The sequence below is a fragment of the Bradyrhizobium sp. 521_C7_N1_3 genome (assembly GCF_052075975.1).
Lineage (GTDB): Bacteria > Pseudomonadota > Alphaproteobacteria > Rhizobiales > Xanthobacteraceae > Bradyrhizobium > Bradyrhizobium japonicum.
In genome coordinates, this window is the sequence record NZ_CP197232.1 from 5034877 (window position 1) to 5050399 (window position 15523).

Consider the following 15523-nt stretch of genomic DNA (forward strand, 5'->3'; position numbering starts at 1 on the left):
CCCGAATAGTCGCTCGCGCCAATCGATCGTATGTCTCGCTCGCAGATCGGAAGCATCGCTGATGTCGGACACTGCGACGTCGACGCGATCTCAGAGAACAAAGGGGACCGCCGTGCTCCGGGAAACGAGACCGATGAAAGTCATCCGTAAATTTGTCGTCATGCTCACCCTAACCCTGATGGGAGCGACTTCCATGACCGATCCATCCGTTGCCCAAACACAAGCCATCTCACAAGCCATGTCGCCGACGACCACCGGGGTCATGGTCATCCTGACCGTGAAGGCGGGCGTCACGCGCGAGCAGGTCATGGCCGTCATGCCGGCTGAAATCCGGCAAACCGTGCAGCTCTATCTCGATGGGAAAATTCGCGAGTGGTATTCGCGTGGCGATGGGCGCGGAGTTGTCCTCTTCGTCGATGCCAGGGATATCGCCGGGGCACACGCGATCATGGAAGACCTCCCATTGGCCAGGCAAGATCTGATGGACCACGAGTACATCGCAATCGGTCCGCTTTTGCCGCTCCGCTTGCTGATGGCCAATCCCGAGCGTCGGCAATAAGGGCGAGACCCGGATGGAGGACGGCCGATGACCACCGACGCTGCTCCCACTGCGATCGTCCCGCCGCTTCGGGCCTGGCATGGCCTGCTTTGGACCGTCCCATTCACGGCACTGTGGACCTGGTTGCTCTACGCGCTGGTCGCGTTCTGATTAGAGGCCAAAATGACGATAGAAACGCTCTTCCGGATACATCTTGTCCTCGGTTATGTCGCGTGGCTGCTCTGCTTCCGCACGTATGTCTGGCCCCGGCTCAGGTCGATGGACGGGCGCGACGCGCACCGTGCCATCGCAACTCTGCACAGCTTCCGCTTCTTCGGGCTCGTCTTCATCCTTCCCGGCGTCGTGAGCCCGGACCTGCCGGCTGGCTTCGCGGTGTTCGCCGCCTGGGGCGACTTCGCGACCGGGGTGCTGGCCATGCTGGCGCTTCTCACGGTGAGGATACGCGCGCTCTTCTGGCTGTTCGTCGTCGCCTTCAATCTCGCGGGCACGGTCGACCTCGTCGTCGACTACTATGACGCCATCCAGGTCGGCCTTCCCGCGCATGCGGAGTGGCTTGGCTCAACCTACGCGATCCCGATCGTCTACGTGCCGCTGCTGATGATCACGCACGTCTCCGCATTCTATTTTCTGGCACGCCCTCGGCTCGGCGCCGATGCCGCGGCGCTGGCCGGCGCGGGCTGAGACGAACGTTGCAACGCATCGGCGTCGTTGGGGTGGGTGACACCGATCTCATCTCTGTCTGATTTGCCGCTCCAAGCGCAGCGTATGCTCACGCAGGGAATCGTAAATCGGCGCATTACCCAGCAGCGTGGGCAGCAGCATCGCCATGAAGCAAGCTCCCAGCATCGGCAGCAGCATCGTCACGTTACCGGTCATTTCAGCGACGAGAACGATGCCGGTCACCGGCGCACGCACAACGCCGGTGAAGAGAGCGGCCATGCCCACCAAAGCAAATGCTTCCGGCTGGATAGAGAGCGCCGGGAATGCAAGACGGCAAGCCGCCCCGAACAGCAACCCAGACTGGGCTCCCAGCACGAGTAAGGGTGCGAACAGGCCGCCGGGCGTGCCAGCAGCGTATGAGAGAGCGCCGAGTCCGAAGCGGATTAGGAATGCGCCCCCCAGGATCCCCACACTCTCGTGGCCGATCAGCGCCCGCTGCGTGATCTGATCTCCGCCACCGACCAGTTCGGGCGCGAACCAGGCCAGCATGCCGACGCTTGCGCCGATCAATCCGGCGCGTAGCTCGATCGGTAGCCCTCCAAATCGGTCGCGAACTGCGATGGTCGCGAGCAGGGTGCGATTGTATGCGACGGCCAGCAGGCCTGCGATGCCACCAAGAGTAAGGAACAGCGGGGCGGACTCAGCGCTGGGATAGCTCAGCGGCCCGATGTGAAAGTCGGGCGCGTCACCGAGAAGCAGCCTTGCGACCGGGATCGCCGTCGCCAGTGCTGCAAGGGCGGCGATGGCAACACGGTGTTCGAACTTCTGCACCAGTTCCTCCAGCACGAACACGAGCCCGGCAATCGGCGCATTGAAGGCCGTTGCAAGGCCGGCGCCGGCGCCGGCCGCCAGAAGCACTCGCGAGTCCGCCCAAGACAACCGGCAGACGCGCGCAGCGAAAACCGCGATACCGGCGCCCATCTGGACGGTCGGCCCCTCACGGCCCAGCGCCAGCCCGGAGCCGATCGCCAGTATTCCGCCGAAGAATTTCACTGGCACCAAGCGAAACGGAGCTGGCGGGATCTCTTCGCGCAGAACAGCTTCGACATGCGGAATGCCGCTGCCCGAAGCGTGGGGCGAGAATTGCCGCACCATCCACGCGGCAACCAGGGTCGCGACACCGCACGCGCCGACGACAGTCAAGAACCCCCAGATTGCGTGGCCATGGGCCCAGGCGATCATCGCATCGCGAAGACGATCGGCATGCGCGAGCAAAAGCCGGAAGATCGCCCCAACACATCCAGTCGCCGCTCCTATGATGAGAGCCATCGCCGCGAGCCCCAACAGGCTGCGACGTTCGTCAGCGGCTTGCCGGTCGTCGTTAGGGTTATGGTCCACGGCTGGTCGATGATCCCGAGGCCTTCGCAATGGGTCATCTTTGCCAAAATCACTGGCGAATGTCCCGGAAAAGAATGCTTCCAACTTGACCGAACAACTGCCTCTCCGACCGATATGCCAGGGGACCTCACCGCACGTCCCAACGATAAGCAGACATTGTAGCCCTCTGAGCAGAGGTCAGCCACGGGCCAAAAACAGACAACTGAAACAGCCGCGACCTGATCAGCCGCAGATGCGCACGCGGCGCTCGCGCCAGCCATGCCCGTCCCAGAACCGCTGGGTTATCCAGTGGCAGGGCGGGATCGGCTCTCCAACCGGGGCATCGACATAGCCCGACCAGTACGGATAGCCGCCCGGTCCGGGATAAGTGCGCGGATACGGATTGCCGCCGGGGCCGTAATCATAGCGCGGACCAGCATAAGCGGGCGAGGCTGCTGAAACGACCAAAGTCGCGACGGCAGCGAGAGCCAACAACGTCTTCCTCATAGTGATACCTTTCCAACGCTGCGAAGGCTGCAAGACGATCGCCGAGCAATGGCGGGAGTTCTCTCTGAAATCTCACTCTCTATGCCGAGACCCAGTGCCGACCTCTATCGAAATCCATGAGCATCGCCGAATTGCGGCACGCGGACACAACCCCGGCTGTCGGGGAGCCAGCACGGGCGGTGCGCTCAATCCCGCGACATCTTCTCATACTTCTTCACCAGCCGCTCCCGCTTCAGGCGCGACAGCCGCTGAATCCAGAACATGCCGTCGAGCTGGTCGATCTCGTGCTGATGGCAGACGGCGCGCAAGCCGTCGGACTCCTCGGTCTGCATGTTGCCGTCGATGTCCTGATAACTGATCCGCACCCGTGCGTGGCGCTGCACCTCGTCATTGACCCCAGGCATCGAGACGCTGCCCTCCTTGTGCAGGATCATCTCGGGCGAGGCCCACTCGACCTCCGGATTGACGTAGGTCTGCGGCCCCGCCTTGGCGTCGAGCTCGAGCACGACGACGCGCAAGGGCACGCCGATATGCGGCGCCGTGATGCCGATCCCGGGCGCGGCGCGCATGGTGTCGAGCAGATCCGCTGCAAGCTCGCGCAAGGCGCTGTCGAATGCGGTGACGGGATGGGCCAGCGTCGCGAGCCGGCGGTCGGGATAGCGGAGGAGGGGACGAATGGTCATGAAGGCTCCCTACCACTCACGGATGGTTGAAGCATCCCGTTCTTGACTGCCTACCAACTGGAAGGTAGCTAACCGCTATGACCAACGTTTCCTCGACGGCCGACGACATCCTGGCCTGCGCCCGCGCCCTGATCATCGCGGGCGGCTATAACGGCTTCAGCTACGCAGACGTGGCCGATGTCGTGGGCATCCGCAAGCCGAGCATCCACCACCATTTCGCCAGCAAGGTCGATCTGGTCCGAACCCTCGTGTCGCGCTATCGCGCGGAAGCCGAGGCGGGACTGTCCGCGCTCGAACGTAATGTCGCAGACCCCCGCGACCAGCTCAAAAGCTATGTCGGGTACTGGGAGGCGTGCATCAATGATGCGACGGCTCCCTTCTGCGTGTGTGCGCTGCTTGCCTGCGAGCTTCCGATCCTGCCGGAGGAGGTGGCGCTTGAAGTCCGCGCGCATTTCCGTTCGCTGGCGTCGTGGCTGACCTCGGTGATGGAGCGCGGCAAGCGGAAGGGGCAGCTGCATCTCTCCAGCGCAGCTAAGATCGAGGCGGAAGGCTTCATGGCGACCGTTCACGGCGCGATGCTGTCGGCGCGAGCCTATGGCGATCCAAAGATGTTCGGTGTGATCACCGCCCCGCTGCTGGATCGATTGTCCGCCAGACACTGAACATTTCGACGAGACGACAACGACGCGCCCGTAGGCACGCTGGGGGCGGGCGCGATTTGTTGCGCGTGAGAGCTACCAACTAGTAGGTATAGGAGAGAGTGCAGTGACGCATCATCAATTGGATCTCGTTCGGGCCGATCGCGAGCAATGGCTGAAGGTCTACTACTTCATCCGGGCGGCGTTCTCCGTCGCCTGGGTCGTTGCCGCCTTTGCCGTCGGGCCGTCATCCGCGGCGATCGCCGGAGCCTTGCTCGTGCTCTATCCGGCATGGGATGCGGCGGCAAACTTCGTCGACGCCTTGCGCAGTGGCGGGCTCGCTCAAAATCGCACGCAGGCGCTGAACGTTCTGGTCAGCCTGGTGACCACCGTCGCGGTCCTCGTCGCCTTGCGGATGAGCATGAACCTCGTGCTTGCCGTGTTCGGAGCATGGGCGATCCTGTCCGGATTGCTCCAGCTCGGAACCGCGATCCGTCGCTGGAGAAGTTTTGGCGCGCAGTGGGCCATGGTGCTTAGCGGTGGCCAGTCGGCTCTGGCCGGCGGTTTCTTCATCTTTCAGGCCACGACGCCGATGTCTCCGACGATCGCGAATGTCGCGGGCTACGCCGCCGTCGGTGCGGTCTACTTCCTGGTCTCGGCGGTATGGCTGACCGTGACCGAGTGGCGGCGTGGCGTAGCCATGTGAGGCGTCGCCGTTGCCGTTCATTCGGGCGGATATGGCGTGCCGTCCTTGTGCACGAAACGGCCGTCGGAGTTGGCGCTCATCATGTCGATGTCGGAGCACGTCGTGAGATCGTCGGGCGAGCGCGAGCCGACCTCGAGATAGACGGCCATCGCATCCGAGCGGTTGATCATGTGATGGCCGTTGCCGCTGCCTTTCGGGAAGGCTGCACAGTCGCCGGCGCGCAGCACGGTTTCGCCATTGTCCTCGATCAGGACCACTTCGCCCGCGAGCACGTAGACGAACTCGTCCTCGTGCGAATGCCAGTGCCGCTGGCTCGACCAATTGCCCGGCGGCAGCTGCATCAGGTTGACGCCGAAATCGGAGAGGCCACCGGCATTGCCGAGCCGCTTGCGGATGCGATCGGCGCAAGGGCCGGCGAAGGGCGGGGGATAGCCGGAGCCCTTGCGCGCCGGGACAGCGGCGATGTCGATCTTGGGCATGTGAACTTTCCGTTCAAATCAGCGCGTCGCGCGTAGCGGACCGGTGACCGGCGCCACGATCGGCGGCCGTTCGTACGTGATGCAATGAGGCTTTCGGGATGATGACAGGATGCCAGTGTTTTGCCCGACGTGTCAAATTGCGGCCTGGCATCGCGAGTTCCAGATCATGCAATTTGGCCGCCCCGTAAGTCATTGATCCCGCGGGGGCCGGCTACTGTGCATGGGGTTGTTTTCGACATTTTTCTTGGCGGGCCGCAAAAGCCTGCTACGAAAAATGACGCGAGCCTGTCGGTCTCCGGCGTTCCCATTCGTCTTCCACCCAGACAGACCTGACGGGAGACCCCAATGAACGCTTCCTCCTATCGCTGGGTGATCGTCGCCGCCGGCGGCTTGCTCGGCTGCGTCGCGATCGGCGGCATGTTTTCGCTCCCGGTGTTCTTACAGCCGATCGCCAAGGACACCGGCTGGTCGGTGACCGGCATTTCCAGCGCGATGACGATCGGCTTCCTGGCGATGGCCTTCACCAGCATGGCCTGGGGCACGGCGACCGACCGGTTCGGACCGCTGCCGGTGGTGCTGACGGGGTCGACGGTGCTGTCGCTCAGCCTGTTCGCCGCGAGCCACGCGACCTCGCTGCTGGCGTTCCAGGTCATGTTCGGCCTTCTCGTCGGCGCCTCCTGCGCGGCGATCTTCGCGCCGATGATGGCGACCGTCACTGGCTGGTTCGACACCCATCGCAGCCTGGCCGTGTCGCTGGTGTCGGCGGGCATGGGCATGGCCCCGATGACGATGGCGCCGCTCGCGGCCTGGCTCGTCTCCGGCCACGACTGGCGCACCTCGATGCAGATCGTGGCGCTGGTGGTCGGCGCCATCATGATCCCGGTCTCGTTCCTGGTACGACGCCCGCCCGCGCTCGCGCATGCCGTCGCCGCGCCTGTCGGCGAGAGCGCGCCGCAGGAGGAGATGTCGCTGGGCGAGGCGCTGCGCTCGCCGCAATTCATGATCCTGCTCGCCACCAACTTCTTCTGCTGCGCCACCCATTCCGGCCCGATCATCCACACCGTCAGCTATGCCGTGAGCTGCGGCATCCCGCTGATCGCGGCGGTGACGATCTACAGCATCGAGGGCTTTGCCGGCATGGGCGGCCGTATCGCCTTCGGGCTGCTCGGCGATCGTTTCGGCGCCAAGCGGGTGCTGGTCACGGGGCTGCTGTTGCAGGCGTTCGGCGCGCTCGCTTATGTCTTCGCGCAGCAACTCGCGACGTTCTACGCGGTCGGCGCCGTCTTCGGCTTCATCTATGCCGGCACCATGCCGCTCTATGCCGTGCTGGTGCGCGAAAACTTTCCGCTGCGCATGATGGGCACGGTGATCGGCGGCACGGCGATGGCCGGCAGCCTCGGCATGGCGACCGGCCCGCTCGCCGGCGGCCTGATCTACGACGCGTTCTCCAGCTACGCCTGGCTCTATATCGCCTCCTGGGCGATGGGCCTCGGCGCCTTCCTGATGGCGATGAATTTCAGGCCATTCGCGAAGCCGCAAGGCGAGGCCGCGGCAGCGGCGGCGTGACGACGTCTATGACGGGATGTGCTTTTCGAAAAAGAGATCCGGGTAGGGATCATCGTTGAAGCGGGGGATCTCGCGCCAGCCCGTGGTGCGGTAGAGCTGGCCGGCTTCGGCGAGCGCGCTGTTGGTGTCAAGCCGCAGCAGCGTGATGCCGAGGTCGCGTGCGGCGTTCTCGGCGGCGTCCATCAGGCGCCGGCCGAGCCGCAATCCGCGCGCCGCGGGGGCAACCCAGAGACGCTTGATCTCGGCATAGCCGTGATCCGTTCCCTTCAATCCGACGCAGCCGATCGGCAGCGTGTCGGACATCGCAACGATGAAGGTGCCGCGCGGCCGGCGCATGTCCCTGGCGTCAGGATCGCGCGACAGCGAGACGTCAAAACCCTGCTTGAAGCGGCGGCCGAGCTCGGAATAGTACTCGCGCAGGCAATAACGTGCTGCTTCGCTCCGTGGATCCATCTCCTCCAGCGCGACGCGCTCGCGCGTCAATGCCGAGGCGATCAGGTCCATCGCCGCCAGCAGCGCCTCGCGCTGCGAGTGTTGCACCAGGAAGCCTTCGGCCTGCGTATTCGACAGCGCCTCGTAGGCCGCGAACTCGCGCCGGCCCGCACGCGTCAACGTCGCGACACGGCGGCGCGCATCGTCCTCATGCGTCGTGGTCTCGACCAGCCCTTCGTCCTCGAGGCTGCGGAGCAGCCGGCTCATCAATCCGGAATCGAGCCCGAGATAGTCGCGGATCTCCGCCACGTCCGAGCGCCCATGTCCGATCGCATTGAGCACGCGCGCCACCCCGAGCGGCCGGCCGCGCCCGAGGAACGAGGTGTCGAGCGCGCCGACGGCGGAAGTCACGGCGCGATTGAAGCGGCGGACGCGGGAGACGGGATCAAGCATGATACCTGACTTTAGTCAGATATTGTGTTCGGGTCAATCGAGACAGCCGGTCTCACTTCACCAGCGTCAGCAGCGGCTTGTCCTTGGCGACGATATAGGTCGCAAGCTCGCTCGCGGTGTCCGTGCCGACGTTCTTTGCCGCATGAACCGCTCCCGCTGGAATGAACAGCACGTCGCCTGCCTTGAGCGTCACCGGGGGCTTGCCGTCGACGTCGTATTCGATGGCGCCCGTCAGCACATAGATAATCTCCTCGCCTGGATGCGTGTGCCGGCCGAACGCAACTCCGGGCGCGAGGTCGACACGGACCTGGACCGCCTCGCGACCGGGCGCACTGAGATCATGGCGCTGGAGGTCGGTGCGCGTGACGCCGGCCGGCTGGGCTGCTGCCGGCAAGGTAAGGAGGTTGGTGGCGAGCACGGCGGCGCTCGCAAGCATGCGTAGGGTTCGTAATGGATAGGGGCTCATGGTCGGCTCCTGATGTTGGCTTGATGGCGGGTCAGGCGAGGGTGGTGGTCACCTCGATGTTGCCGTGGACAGCCTTGGAGTAGGGGCAGATGCCGTGCGCCGCCTCGACCAACTCCTGGGCGACCGCGCGATCGACACCGGGAACGCTGACGTCGAGACGAGCCCGCAGGAAGAAGGCGCCGTTCGCATTGCTCAGGTCGATCGTGGTGTCGACCGACGGCTCGTTCGGCAGCTTGACCTTGCGCTGGGCGGCGGCGAGGCCGAGCGCGCCGAGATAGCAGGCAGACCAGGCGGCGGCGAACAGGTTCTCGGCGGCCGGGTGCGGCTGGGCCAGTTTGATATCGAGAGAGCCGTCGTTCGCGTGCGCGGCGCCGTCGGGGCCGGAGGTCACGTGGGTCTTGCCGGTGAAGAGAAGCTTTGCAGCGGTGGTCATGGCGGATCCTTTCGGTTCGATTTAGATCGTGTCCGATCTAATCGGATAACCGCCGAAATAAACCCGTCACTCCGTCTGGTCAAGCTCTTCCGATTTAATCGAATGCGATTTATATTGATCCGGAGATCACGAATTGCGGAGTTTCACGTGTCCCGTCCCGCCAAAGCCGCCGGCAAAGGCCGAAAACTGTCGAATTTCCTGTGCTTTGCCGTCTATTCAGCCAATCTGGCGTTCGGCCGCGCCTACAAGCCCCTGCTGGACAAGGTCGGGCTGACCTACACCCAGTACATCGCCATGGTGGCGCTGTCGGACGAGGACGAGCAGACCGTCAGCGCGCTCGGCGACAAGCTGTTCCTGGAATCCAACACGCTGACCCCGATTCTGAAGAAGCTCGAGCAGATCGGTTATATCAAGCGCCACCGCGATCCCGCCGACGAGCGGCAGGTGCGGGTGAGCCTGACGCCGGCCGGCCGAAAGCTGATCGAACAGGATCTCGGCGGGTCCGTGATCGAGGCGACTGGCCTCGGCGACGAATTTCCGGTGGTGCAGAAGACGGTGAGCCGCTTGCGAGACAATCTGCTGCGCGCGACCCAGTCGGCCGGAGAGAAGAAGCGCTGAGCGGGCAGCGCCTTCCCGCTGGGAAAGTCGGAGGCGGCGTCCGACTCAGATACAGGCACGAAGGAAAAGCGCGCGGCTCTAGTTGCAGGCCGTGCGCGGAATCATCCAAGTCGCAAAAGTCTGCCAGAACCCGTCTTCGCGACGACGCTGGTAAGCGACAAAGTCGGCGTCATCATCATCATGCACGAGTTCATAGCGATAAGTTTGGGCTGCAGTGGTGTTGGGTTTGCTCATGGAGCACTCCATCTCGAATGGGCTTTGCTTCGAGCTAGGTGCGGTGCAGCACAAGTCCAATGGGAGTAAGATGATCAGCGCATCACGTTGTGGAGAGTACTCGGTCCAGCCCGAGCGCCTTGCGTGATTTGCGCGTGAGCTTTGCGACGATCAGGGCATGGGCCTGCGCCAGATAGGCGGTGAGTTCCGCATCGGGAAGTGCGTTGTTGCTGGCGAGCTGCACCCATTTGGCGCGCGCCAGGTAGGGCGCCGGTCGTGCCACGCCATGTCGATCAGCATCGCAAAGGCCATGTCCGAAACCTTGAACATGTAGCCGCCGGAGCCCGCGGCAAAGCCGCCGCCGAGCGCGAACATCTTGCCGCCGACCTTGAACACGGAGGTGCCGTCCCACTGCACCACCTTGGTGGCCGCGGGCAGGCGCAGGCAGCGGGCTTCGAATGTCTTGGGTGTCATGCGCTCGCACTTGAGGCGAAAGACCCGTTGTTATGGCAACATGTGTCTTCCAACCAGGGATGAATTGCCATGTCGCGCGTTTCGATCAAGACCAGGGACGATCTGCCGGAGACGCTGAGGCCGTTGTGGGACAAGATGACGACCTACGGCGCGTTCGAGAACCAGGCTGGTGTCATGGCCCACCGCCTGCCGATCTTCAAGCATATGTGGTCGCTGCTGGTCGATCTTGCTGAAGAAGGCAACGTCTCGAAGCGCCATCTGGAGCTCGCGCTGGTCACGGTCTCGCTGCTCAACAAATGCGACTATTGTGTCTCGCACCACGCGCCGAAGCTGGCGGTGCAAGGCGTGTCGGAGGAGGGCGCGGCGCGCCTCGTCGATTACAAGGACCATCCCGAGCTCGATGAGCTCGACAAGCTCGTCGTCGAATATTCCATCGCCGTCACCAACAACTGGAACAAGACCCGCGACGAGATATTCGTCCGCCTGCGCGCGCATTTCTCGGAAGCCCAGCTCGTCGAGCTGACCTGGCGCATCGCGCTCTGCGGTGCCTTCAACCGCTTCAACGACATCCTCCAGCTCGAGGTCGAGCGGGGCGTTCCCCACAGCGAAGCCGCGGAGTAATCGGCCGCCGGCGGTGCTGGTCCCGAGCCGGGACCAGCACCAAGGCGCGATCACAGACTTGTGGGTTGCGGGCATTCTATCGCAAACTATATCGTAAGATATGTTTTACAAAAGGACGTACGATATGCACCACGGACGAGACCACAGAGACTTCCACTTCGGGCATTTCGCCCATTTCGTCATGGGCCGGCATGGCGGCGGGCGACGCTTCGGCCGCGGCGGGCATGGCTTCTTCGGGCGTGGCCCGGGCGGCGATTTCCCCGGGGCCAGGCGGCTGTCCTCGCAGGATCTCCAGCTCGTGATCCTGGCGTTGCTCGCCGAAAAGCCGGCTCATGGGTACGAGCTGATCAAGATCATCGAGGAGCGGTCCGACGGCTTCTACACGCCGAGCCCGGGCGTGATTTATCCGGCGCTGACCTATCTCGAAGAGGTCGGCCACAGCAGCGTCGAGCAGGACGGCGGCCGAAAGCTCTACAGCGTCACGCCGCAGGGCGAGGCGCATCTCGCCGAGAACCGCGCCACTGCGGATGCAATCCTGCAAGCGCTGTCGCGGATCGGTCGCCGCATGGACGAGGTGCGCGAGGCCTTTGCCGGCGTCAGCGATCTCGATGCCGACGCCTCCGACGAATTGCACCGTGCCCGCCACAACCTCAAGCGCGCGCTGCGTTCCAGGCATGGCAGCGACTCCGCCGAGGCGCGCCGCATCGCGGCGATCCTGGATCGTGCCGCAGCGGAAATCCTCGGTAAATAACTGAGAGCGAAGCAACACATGAGTGATCGGCCCCACAACCCGATTCAAGACCCACGCGTCAACGCCGTCCTCGCGCGCCTCCAAGGCGCGCGGCAGCGTCCATCAGGTGGAGGGCCGCGCGGCTCCTTCAACAGCCGTGATCCTCACGCCTATGCCGAGCAGGGCTTTTCGCTTCATTCCGAGCAGGGCGAACTGATCTATCTGCTGTGCCGTGGCCTGCGTGCCACGCGCGTGGCCGAGTTCGCCACCTCGGTCGGCATGTCCACGCTCTATTTCGCGGCCGCTATCCGCGACAATGGCGGCGGCACCGTGATCGGCTCGGAGATCGTGCCGGCCAAGGTCGAGACCGCCAAACGCAATCTCGCCGAGGCCGGCCTTGCCGACTACGCCGAGATCCGCGAGGGCGATGCGCGAAAAACCTTGCGCGATCTCGGCGGCCCCGTCGATTTCGTCCTGATCGACGGTTGGCCGGGTGAGAGCGGTCCCTCGCTGGCGCGCGAGGTGATCGGGATCGTCGCGCCGCAGCTGCGCGTCGGCGGCTACGTCATGAACGACAATGCCGAGCCCGACTATCTCGCCTTCATCCGTGATCCCGACAACGGCTTCGTGTCGATGACGCTGCCGCTCAAGGGCGGCACCGAGCTCAGCCTCAAGGTGAGGTAGCAGCGTCGCTTGCGCGATAGGCGTCGGGAACCACGAACACCTCGTCGGCGCGGCCGTAACCGCCATCAGGTACTTCCTCGATCAGCACCATGGTGTGCGTCCGCGCCGCTTCGCCGAAATAGTGCGCGAACAGCGCGGTGAGGTTGTGCACGATCTCCGCCTTCTGCGCCCGCGATAAGGCGGCCTGGGGGATCTTGATATTGGCGAAGGGCATGATGGGTCGCTCCGTGTAATGGCGTGTGGTTGCTCCTGTTCGAGAATGCCCGATCGCCGCGACCGGATAATCGCGAAAAACTTGTCATCACTTGTCGGCTGTGGTGAACAATCGGCCATGGACCGATTTGACGCCATGCGCCTGTTCGTCCGCCTCGTCGAACGGCAAAGTTTTACGGCTGCGGCTGCCGATCTCGGCATTCCGCGATCGACGGCGAGCGAGGTTTTGCGGGGGCTCGAGGCACGTCTCGGCGCACGCCTGCTCGAACGGACGACACGGCATGTCACGCCGACGCTCGACGGCGAGGACTATTACCGTCGCTGCGTCGCCATCCTCGCGGAGGTCGAGGAAGCCGAAACCACGATGCGCGATGCGCGACCGCGTGGCTTGCTGCGCATCGACGCGCATCCTTTGCTGACCCGCACTTTCATCTTGCCGCACCTGCCGGAATTCCTGGCGCGCCATCCGCAGCTCGACTTGCAGATCGGGCAGGGCGACCGGCTGGTCGATCTCGTGCGCGAGGGCATCGATTGCGCGATCCGGTCGGGCGAGCCCGAGGACAGCGGGATGATTTTGAGGCGCCTCGGCACGGTCGAGGAAATCACGGTGGCGAGTCCGGCTTATCTCGCCAGCCACGGCATGCCCGCGACGCCTGATACGCTCGACGGGCATCAGATGGTCGCGTTCATCTCCTCGCGCACCGGCGATGTGCTGCCGCTGGAGTTTTCCGTCGCCGGCGGGCTGCGCAATGTCGTGCTGCCAAGCCGGGTTCGCGTCAACAATTCCGACACCATGGCCGATCTCGCGCGGCTCGGCTTCGGCCTCACGCAGGCGCCCCGCTATCGCTTCGCGGCGGATCTCGCCAGCGGTGCGCTGGTCGAGGTGCTGGCCAGCTATCCGCCGTCGCCGACGCCGCTCTCCGCGCTGTATCCGCAAAATCGACAGCTCGCGCTCCGCCTGCGCGTCTTCCTCGACTGGATATCAGGCATCTTTGCCGAGGCGAAGCTGTAGAGCTTCGTAGTCCGACAGGCAAAAACGCCCGAACAGTCGGTCAATCCGCTTTGCCGGAATTCGCAAACGGCGTCGTTGCGAGCGCGGCGGAGCAATCCAGAATTGTCCGCGGAAAGATTCTGGATTGCTTTGCTGCGATCGTATTGACGATGCTGGAACAATCGCCCGCCTCTTTGTGAGTTGTGCCTGCGCCACGAGCCGCTACCATGTGACCGCTCCCGGCCACGGGACGCACAGCGAGCGGAGGCGACATGAGCGGGCAGGAACGCAAGGCAAAGGGATCGGACCTGTTTGTCGCGGCGCTGGAGAACGAGGGCGTCGATCGCATCTTCGGTATCCCTGGAGAGGAAAATCTCGACCTGGTCGAATCGCTGCGCACCTCCAAAATCGAGCTGGTCCTGACCCGTCACGAGCAGGCCGCGGCCTTCATGGCCGCCACGCACGGTCGGCTGACCGGCAAGCCGGGAGTGTGTCTCTCGACGCTCGGCCCGGGCGCGCTCAACCTGTCCACGGGCGCCGCCTATGCCCATCTCGGCGCGATGCCGATGATTTTGATCACCGGCCAGAAGCCGATCATGAGCAGCCGGCAGGCGCGCTTCCAGATCGTGGACGTGGTTGCGACCATGAAGCCGCTGACCAAGCTCTCTCGGCAGATCATCAGCGCCTCCAGCATTCCGACCGTGGTGCGCGATGCCTTTCGCGTGGCGATGGAGGAACGGCCGGGGCCGGTGCATCTCGAACTGCCCGAGGACATCGCGGGCGACGAGGTGCCGGCCGCCGTCCCCGTGATCCCGGTCCATCCGATTGAAATTCCGGTCGCCCATCGCGCCGCGCTCGACCGCGCGGCCGAGATGATCCTCGCCGCAAGGCGTCCATTGGTGATGATGGGGGCTGCGACCAGCCGGCCGCGCTCGACCCACGGCATCGCCAGCTTCGTGCGCCGAACCGGCATTCCGTTTTTCACGACACAGATGGGGAAGGGCACGGTGCCCGGCGGCACCAATCTCTACATGGGCACGGCGGCGCTATCCGAGCGCGACTACGTCCACGACGCGATCGATGCGGCCGATTTGATCGTGGCGATCGGCCATGACCCGATCGAGAAGCCGCCCTTCATCATGGGGCCGTCGGGACCGAAGGTCATTCACGTCAGCTACACGCCGGCCAGCGTCGAGCTGGTCTATTTCCCCGATGCCGAGGTCGTCGGCGACGTCGGCCCGAGCCTTGAGCTGCTCGCCGACCGGCTCGAAGGCAAGCTACCGCAGGCGGCGGCGCTGTTGCCGCTGCGCGAGGAGATCCTCACGCACATCGCCGACCGCGCCACCGAGGCGCGCTGGCCGCCGACACCGCAGCGCATCGTGCACGACATTCGCCAGGTGATCCCGGAGAATGGCATCGTCGCGCTCGACAACGGCATGTACAAGATCTGGTTCGCGCGCAACTACCGAACCCGCGTCGCCAACACGCTGCTGCTCGACAATGCGCTGGCGACGATGGGCGCCGGCCTGCCGTCGGCCATGATGGCCGCGATGCTCTATCCCGAGCGCCGCGTGCTCGCGGTCGCCGGCGACGGCGGCTTCATGATGAACAGCCAGGAGATGGAGACCGCTGTCCGCCTCAAGCTCAATTTGGTCGTGCTGGTGCTCGAGGACAACGCCTACGGCATGATCCGCTGGAAGCAGGCCGTCGATCACTTTGCCGATTACGGCATGACCTTTGGCAATCCCGATTTTGTCCTTTACGCGAAGGCCTACGGCGCCAAGGGACATCGCATCGAGAGCATCGACAGCTTCGGCCCGACGCTCGATGCGGCCTTCAAGGAGGGCGGCGTGCATCTGGTCGTGATCCCGATCGACTATTCGGAGAATGTGCGCGTGCTGGTCGACGAGCTGCGGGCGCATGAGAAGTCGAAGGCGTGAGAACTGCGATCTCGTGCCCCGGACGCTGCGTAGCAACGCCAAGAGCGCTGCAGCGCGTCCGGGACACGAGAGAAGCAACC

21 protein-coding genes and 1 pseudogene are annotated in these 15523 nt (G+C 64.3%); 12 read left to right on the forward strand and 10 right to left on the reverse strand.

Annotation, left to right across the window (positions count from 1 at the left end; genetic code table 11):
- Positions 1-133: 133 nt before the first annotated feature.
- From AB7008_RS23120 to AB7008_RS23130, 3 genes are read left to right on the forward strand one after another with little or no spacing between them, the layout of a single operon-like run.
- A complete protein-coding gene (locus AB7008_RS23120; RefSeq protein ID WP_248882941.1) occupies positions 134-559 on the forward strand; it encodes a hypothetical protein in 426 nt (141 codons plus the stop codon).
- 27 nt (positions 560-586) lie between these two features.
- Positions 587-709 (forward strand): hypothetical protein, encoded by a 123-nt coding sequence (locus tag AB7008_RS23125; protein ID WP_441259580.1) that lies wholly within the window; start codon positions 587-589, stop codon positions 707-709.
- 12 nt (positions 710-721) lie between these two features.
- Positions 722-1240: a hypothetical protein gene (locus AB7008_RS23130; RefSeq protein WP_248882942.1), complete on the forward strand. Its 519-nt coding sequence runs from the start codon at positions 722-724 to the stop codon at positions 1238-1240.
- Positions 1241-1288: 48 nt separating this feature from the next.
- On the opposite strand, the gene clcA is transcribed toward AB7008_RS23130, so the two are convergent.
- The 3 genes from clcA to AB7008_RS23145 all read right to left on the reverse strand — a co-directional run bounded on the left by clcA (position 1289) and on the right by AB7008_RS23145 (position 3786).
- Positions 1289-2617 carry a H(+)/Cl(-) exchange transporter ClcA gene (clcA, locus tag AB7008_RS23135; protein ID WP_441259581.1) on the reverse strand — a complete coding sequence of 443 codons (1329 nt, stop codon included), beginning with the start codon at positions 2615-2617 and terminating at the stop codon, positions 1289-1291.
- 222 nt (positions 2618-2839) lie between these two features.
- Positions 2840-3088 (reverse strand): hypothetical protein, encoded by a 249-nt coding sequence (locus AB7008_RS23140; RefSeq protein WP_374762682.1) that lies wholly within the window; start codon positions 3086-3088, stop codon positions 2840-2842.
- Positions 3089-3288: 200 nt separating this feature from the next.
- The gene (locus AB7008_RS23145) at positions 3289-3786 is read right to left on the reverse strand and encodes a peptide deformylase (protein WP_441259582.1); all 498 of its coding nucleotides are present in this window, start codon (positions 3784-3786) and stop codon (positions 3289-3291) included.
- Between the two features lie 77 nt (positions 3787-3863).
- Here AB7008_RS23145 and AB7008_RS23150 point away from each other — a divergent pair, with 77 nt between their 5' ends.
- Both AB7008_RS23150 and AB7008_RS23155 read left to right on the forward strand, forming a co-directional pair.
- Positions 3864-4448, forward strand: coding sequence for a TetR/AcrR family transcriptional regulator (locus AB7008_RS23150; RefSeq protein ID WP_441259583.1), 585 nt, complete (start codon positions 3864-3866; stop codon positions 4446-4448).
- A 103-nt stretch (positions 4449-4551) separates the two neighbouring features.
- Positions 4552-5130, forward strand: a complete 579-nt coding sequence (locus AB7008_RS23155) for a DUF308 domain-containing protein (RefSeq protein ID WP_441259584.1) — start codon at positions 4552-4554, stop codon at positions 5128-5130.
- A gap of 17 nt (positions 5131-5147) precedes the next feature.
- On the opposite strand, the gene AB7008_RS23160 is transcribed toward AB7008_RS23155, so the two are convergent.
- The gene (locus tag AB7008_RS23160) at positions 5148-5609 is read right to left on the reverse strand and encodes a cupin domain-containing protein (protein WP_441259585.1); all 462 of its coding nucleotides are present in this window, start codon (positions 5607-5609) and stop codon (positions 5148-5150) included.
- 345 nt (positions 5610-5954) lie between these two features.
- Here AB7008_RS23160 and AB7008_RS23165 point away from each other — a divergent pair, with 345 nt between their 5' ends.
- A complete protein-coding gene (locus AB7008_RS23165; RefSeq protein WP_028157624.1) occupies positions 5955-7175 on the forward strand; it encodes an MFS transporter in 1221 nt (406 codons plus the stop codon).
- Between the two features lie 6 nt (positions 7176-7181).
- Here AB7008_RS23165 and AB7008_RS23170 read toward each other — a convergent pair whose 3' ends face one another.
- From AB7008_RS23170 to AB7008_RS23180, 3 genes are read right to left on the reverse strand one after another with little or no spacing between them, the layout of a single operon-like run.
- Entirely contained in the window at positions 7182-8060 is an 879-nt protein-coding gene (locus tag AB7008_RS23170) for a bifunctional helix-turn-helix transcriptional regulator/GNAT family N-acetyltransferase (protein ID WP_304493975.1), read from the reverse strand.
- Positions 8061-8112: 52 nt separating this feature from the next.
- The gene (locus AB7008_RS23175; RefSeq protein ID WP_248882953.1) at positions 8113-8526 is read right to left on the reverse strand and encodes a cupin domain-containing protein; all 414 of its coding nucleotides are present in this window, start codon (positions 8524-8526) and stop codon (positions 8113-8115) included.
- Between the two features lie 31 nt (positions 8527-8557).
- Positions 8558-8959 (reverse strand): Ohr family peroxiredoxin, encoded by a 402-nt coding sequence (locus AB7008_RS23180; protein WP_304493976.1) that lies wholly within the window; start codon positions 8957-8959, stop codon positions 8558-8560.
- Between the two features lie 147 nt (positions 8960-9106).
- Between AB7008_RS23180 and AB7008_RS23185 the strand changes: the two genes are divergently transcribed.
- Positions 9107-9577 carry a MarR family winged helix-turn-helix transcriptional regulator gene (locus AB7008_RS23185; RefSeq protein ID WP_248882956.1) on the forward strand — a complete coding sequence of 157 codons (471 nt, stop codon included), beginning with the start codon at positions 9107-9109 and terminating at the stop codon, positions 9575-9577.
- Positions 9578-9655: 78 nt separating this feature from the next.
- Here the strand turns inward: AB7008_RS23185 and AB7008_RS23190 are convergent, their stop codons facing one another.
- A complete protein-coding gene (locus AB7008_RS23190; protein ID WP_148312026.1) occupies positions 9656-9811 on the reverse strand; it encodes a hypothetical protein in 156 nt (51 codons plus the stop codon).
- 82 nt (positions 9812-9893) lie between these two features.
- Positions 9894-10264, reverse strand: a pseudogene (locus AB7008_RS23195) (MmcQ/YjbR family DNA-binding protein).
- Positions 10265-10333: 69 nt separating this feature from the next.
- Here AB7008_RS23195 and AB7008_RS23200 point away from each other — a divergent pair.
- The 3 genes from AB7008_RS23200 to AB7008_RS23210 all read left to right on the forward strand — a co-directional run bounded on the left by AB7008_RS23200 (position 10334) and on the right by AB7008_RS23210 (position 12299).
- Positions 10334-10885: a carboxymuconolactone decarboxylase family protein gene (locus AB7008_RS23200; RefSeq protein ID WP_304493978.1), complete on the forward strand. Its 552-nt coding sequence runs from the start codon at positions 10334-10336 to the stop codon at positions 10883-10885.
- Between the two features lie 124 nt (positions 10886-11009).
- Positions 11010-11636: a PadR family transcriptional regulator gene (locus AB7008_RS23205; protein WP_441259586.1), complete on the forward strand. Its 627-nt coding sequence runs from the start codon at positions 11010-11012 to the stop codon at positions 11634-11636.
- Between the two features lie 18 nt (positions 11637-11654).
- The gene (locus AB7008_RS23210; RefSeq protein WP_304493980.1) at positions 11655-12299 is read left to right on the forward strand and encodes an O-methyltransferase; all 645 of its coding nucleotides are present in this window, start codon (positions 11655-11657) and stop codon (positions 12297-12299) included.
- Here AB7008_RS23210 and AB7008_RS23215 read toward each other — a convergent pair.
- The gene (locus AB7008_RS23215; RefSeq protein ID WP_014495867.1) at positions 12286-12513 is read right to left on the reverse strand and encodes a tautomerase family protein; all 228 of its coding nucleotides are present in this window, start codon (positions 12511-12513) and stop codon (positions 12286-12288) included. The genes AB7008_RS23210 and AB7008_RS23215 overlap by 14 nt on opposite strands.
- Before the next feature lie 117 nt (positions 12514-12630).
- Between AB7008_RS23215 and AB7008_RS23220 the strand changes: the two genes are divergently transcribed.
- Entirely contained in the window at positions 12631-13524 is an 894-nt protein-coding gene (locus AB7008_RS23220) for a LysR family transcriptional regulator (protein ID WP_304493981.1), read from the forward strand.
- A gap of 251 nt (positions 13525-13775) precedes the next feature.
- Entirely contained in the window at positions 13776-15443 is a 1668-nt protein-coding gene (locus tag AB7008_RS23225) for an acetolactate synthase large subunit (RefSeq protein WP_304493982.1), read from the forward strand.
- The last annotated feature ends 80 nt before the right edge of the window (positions 15444-15523 follow it).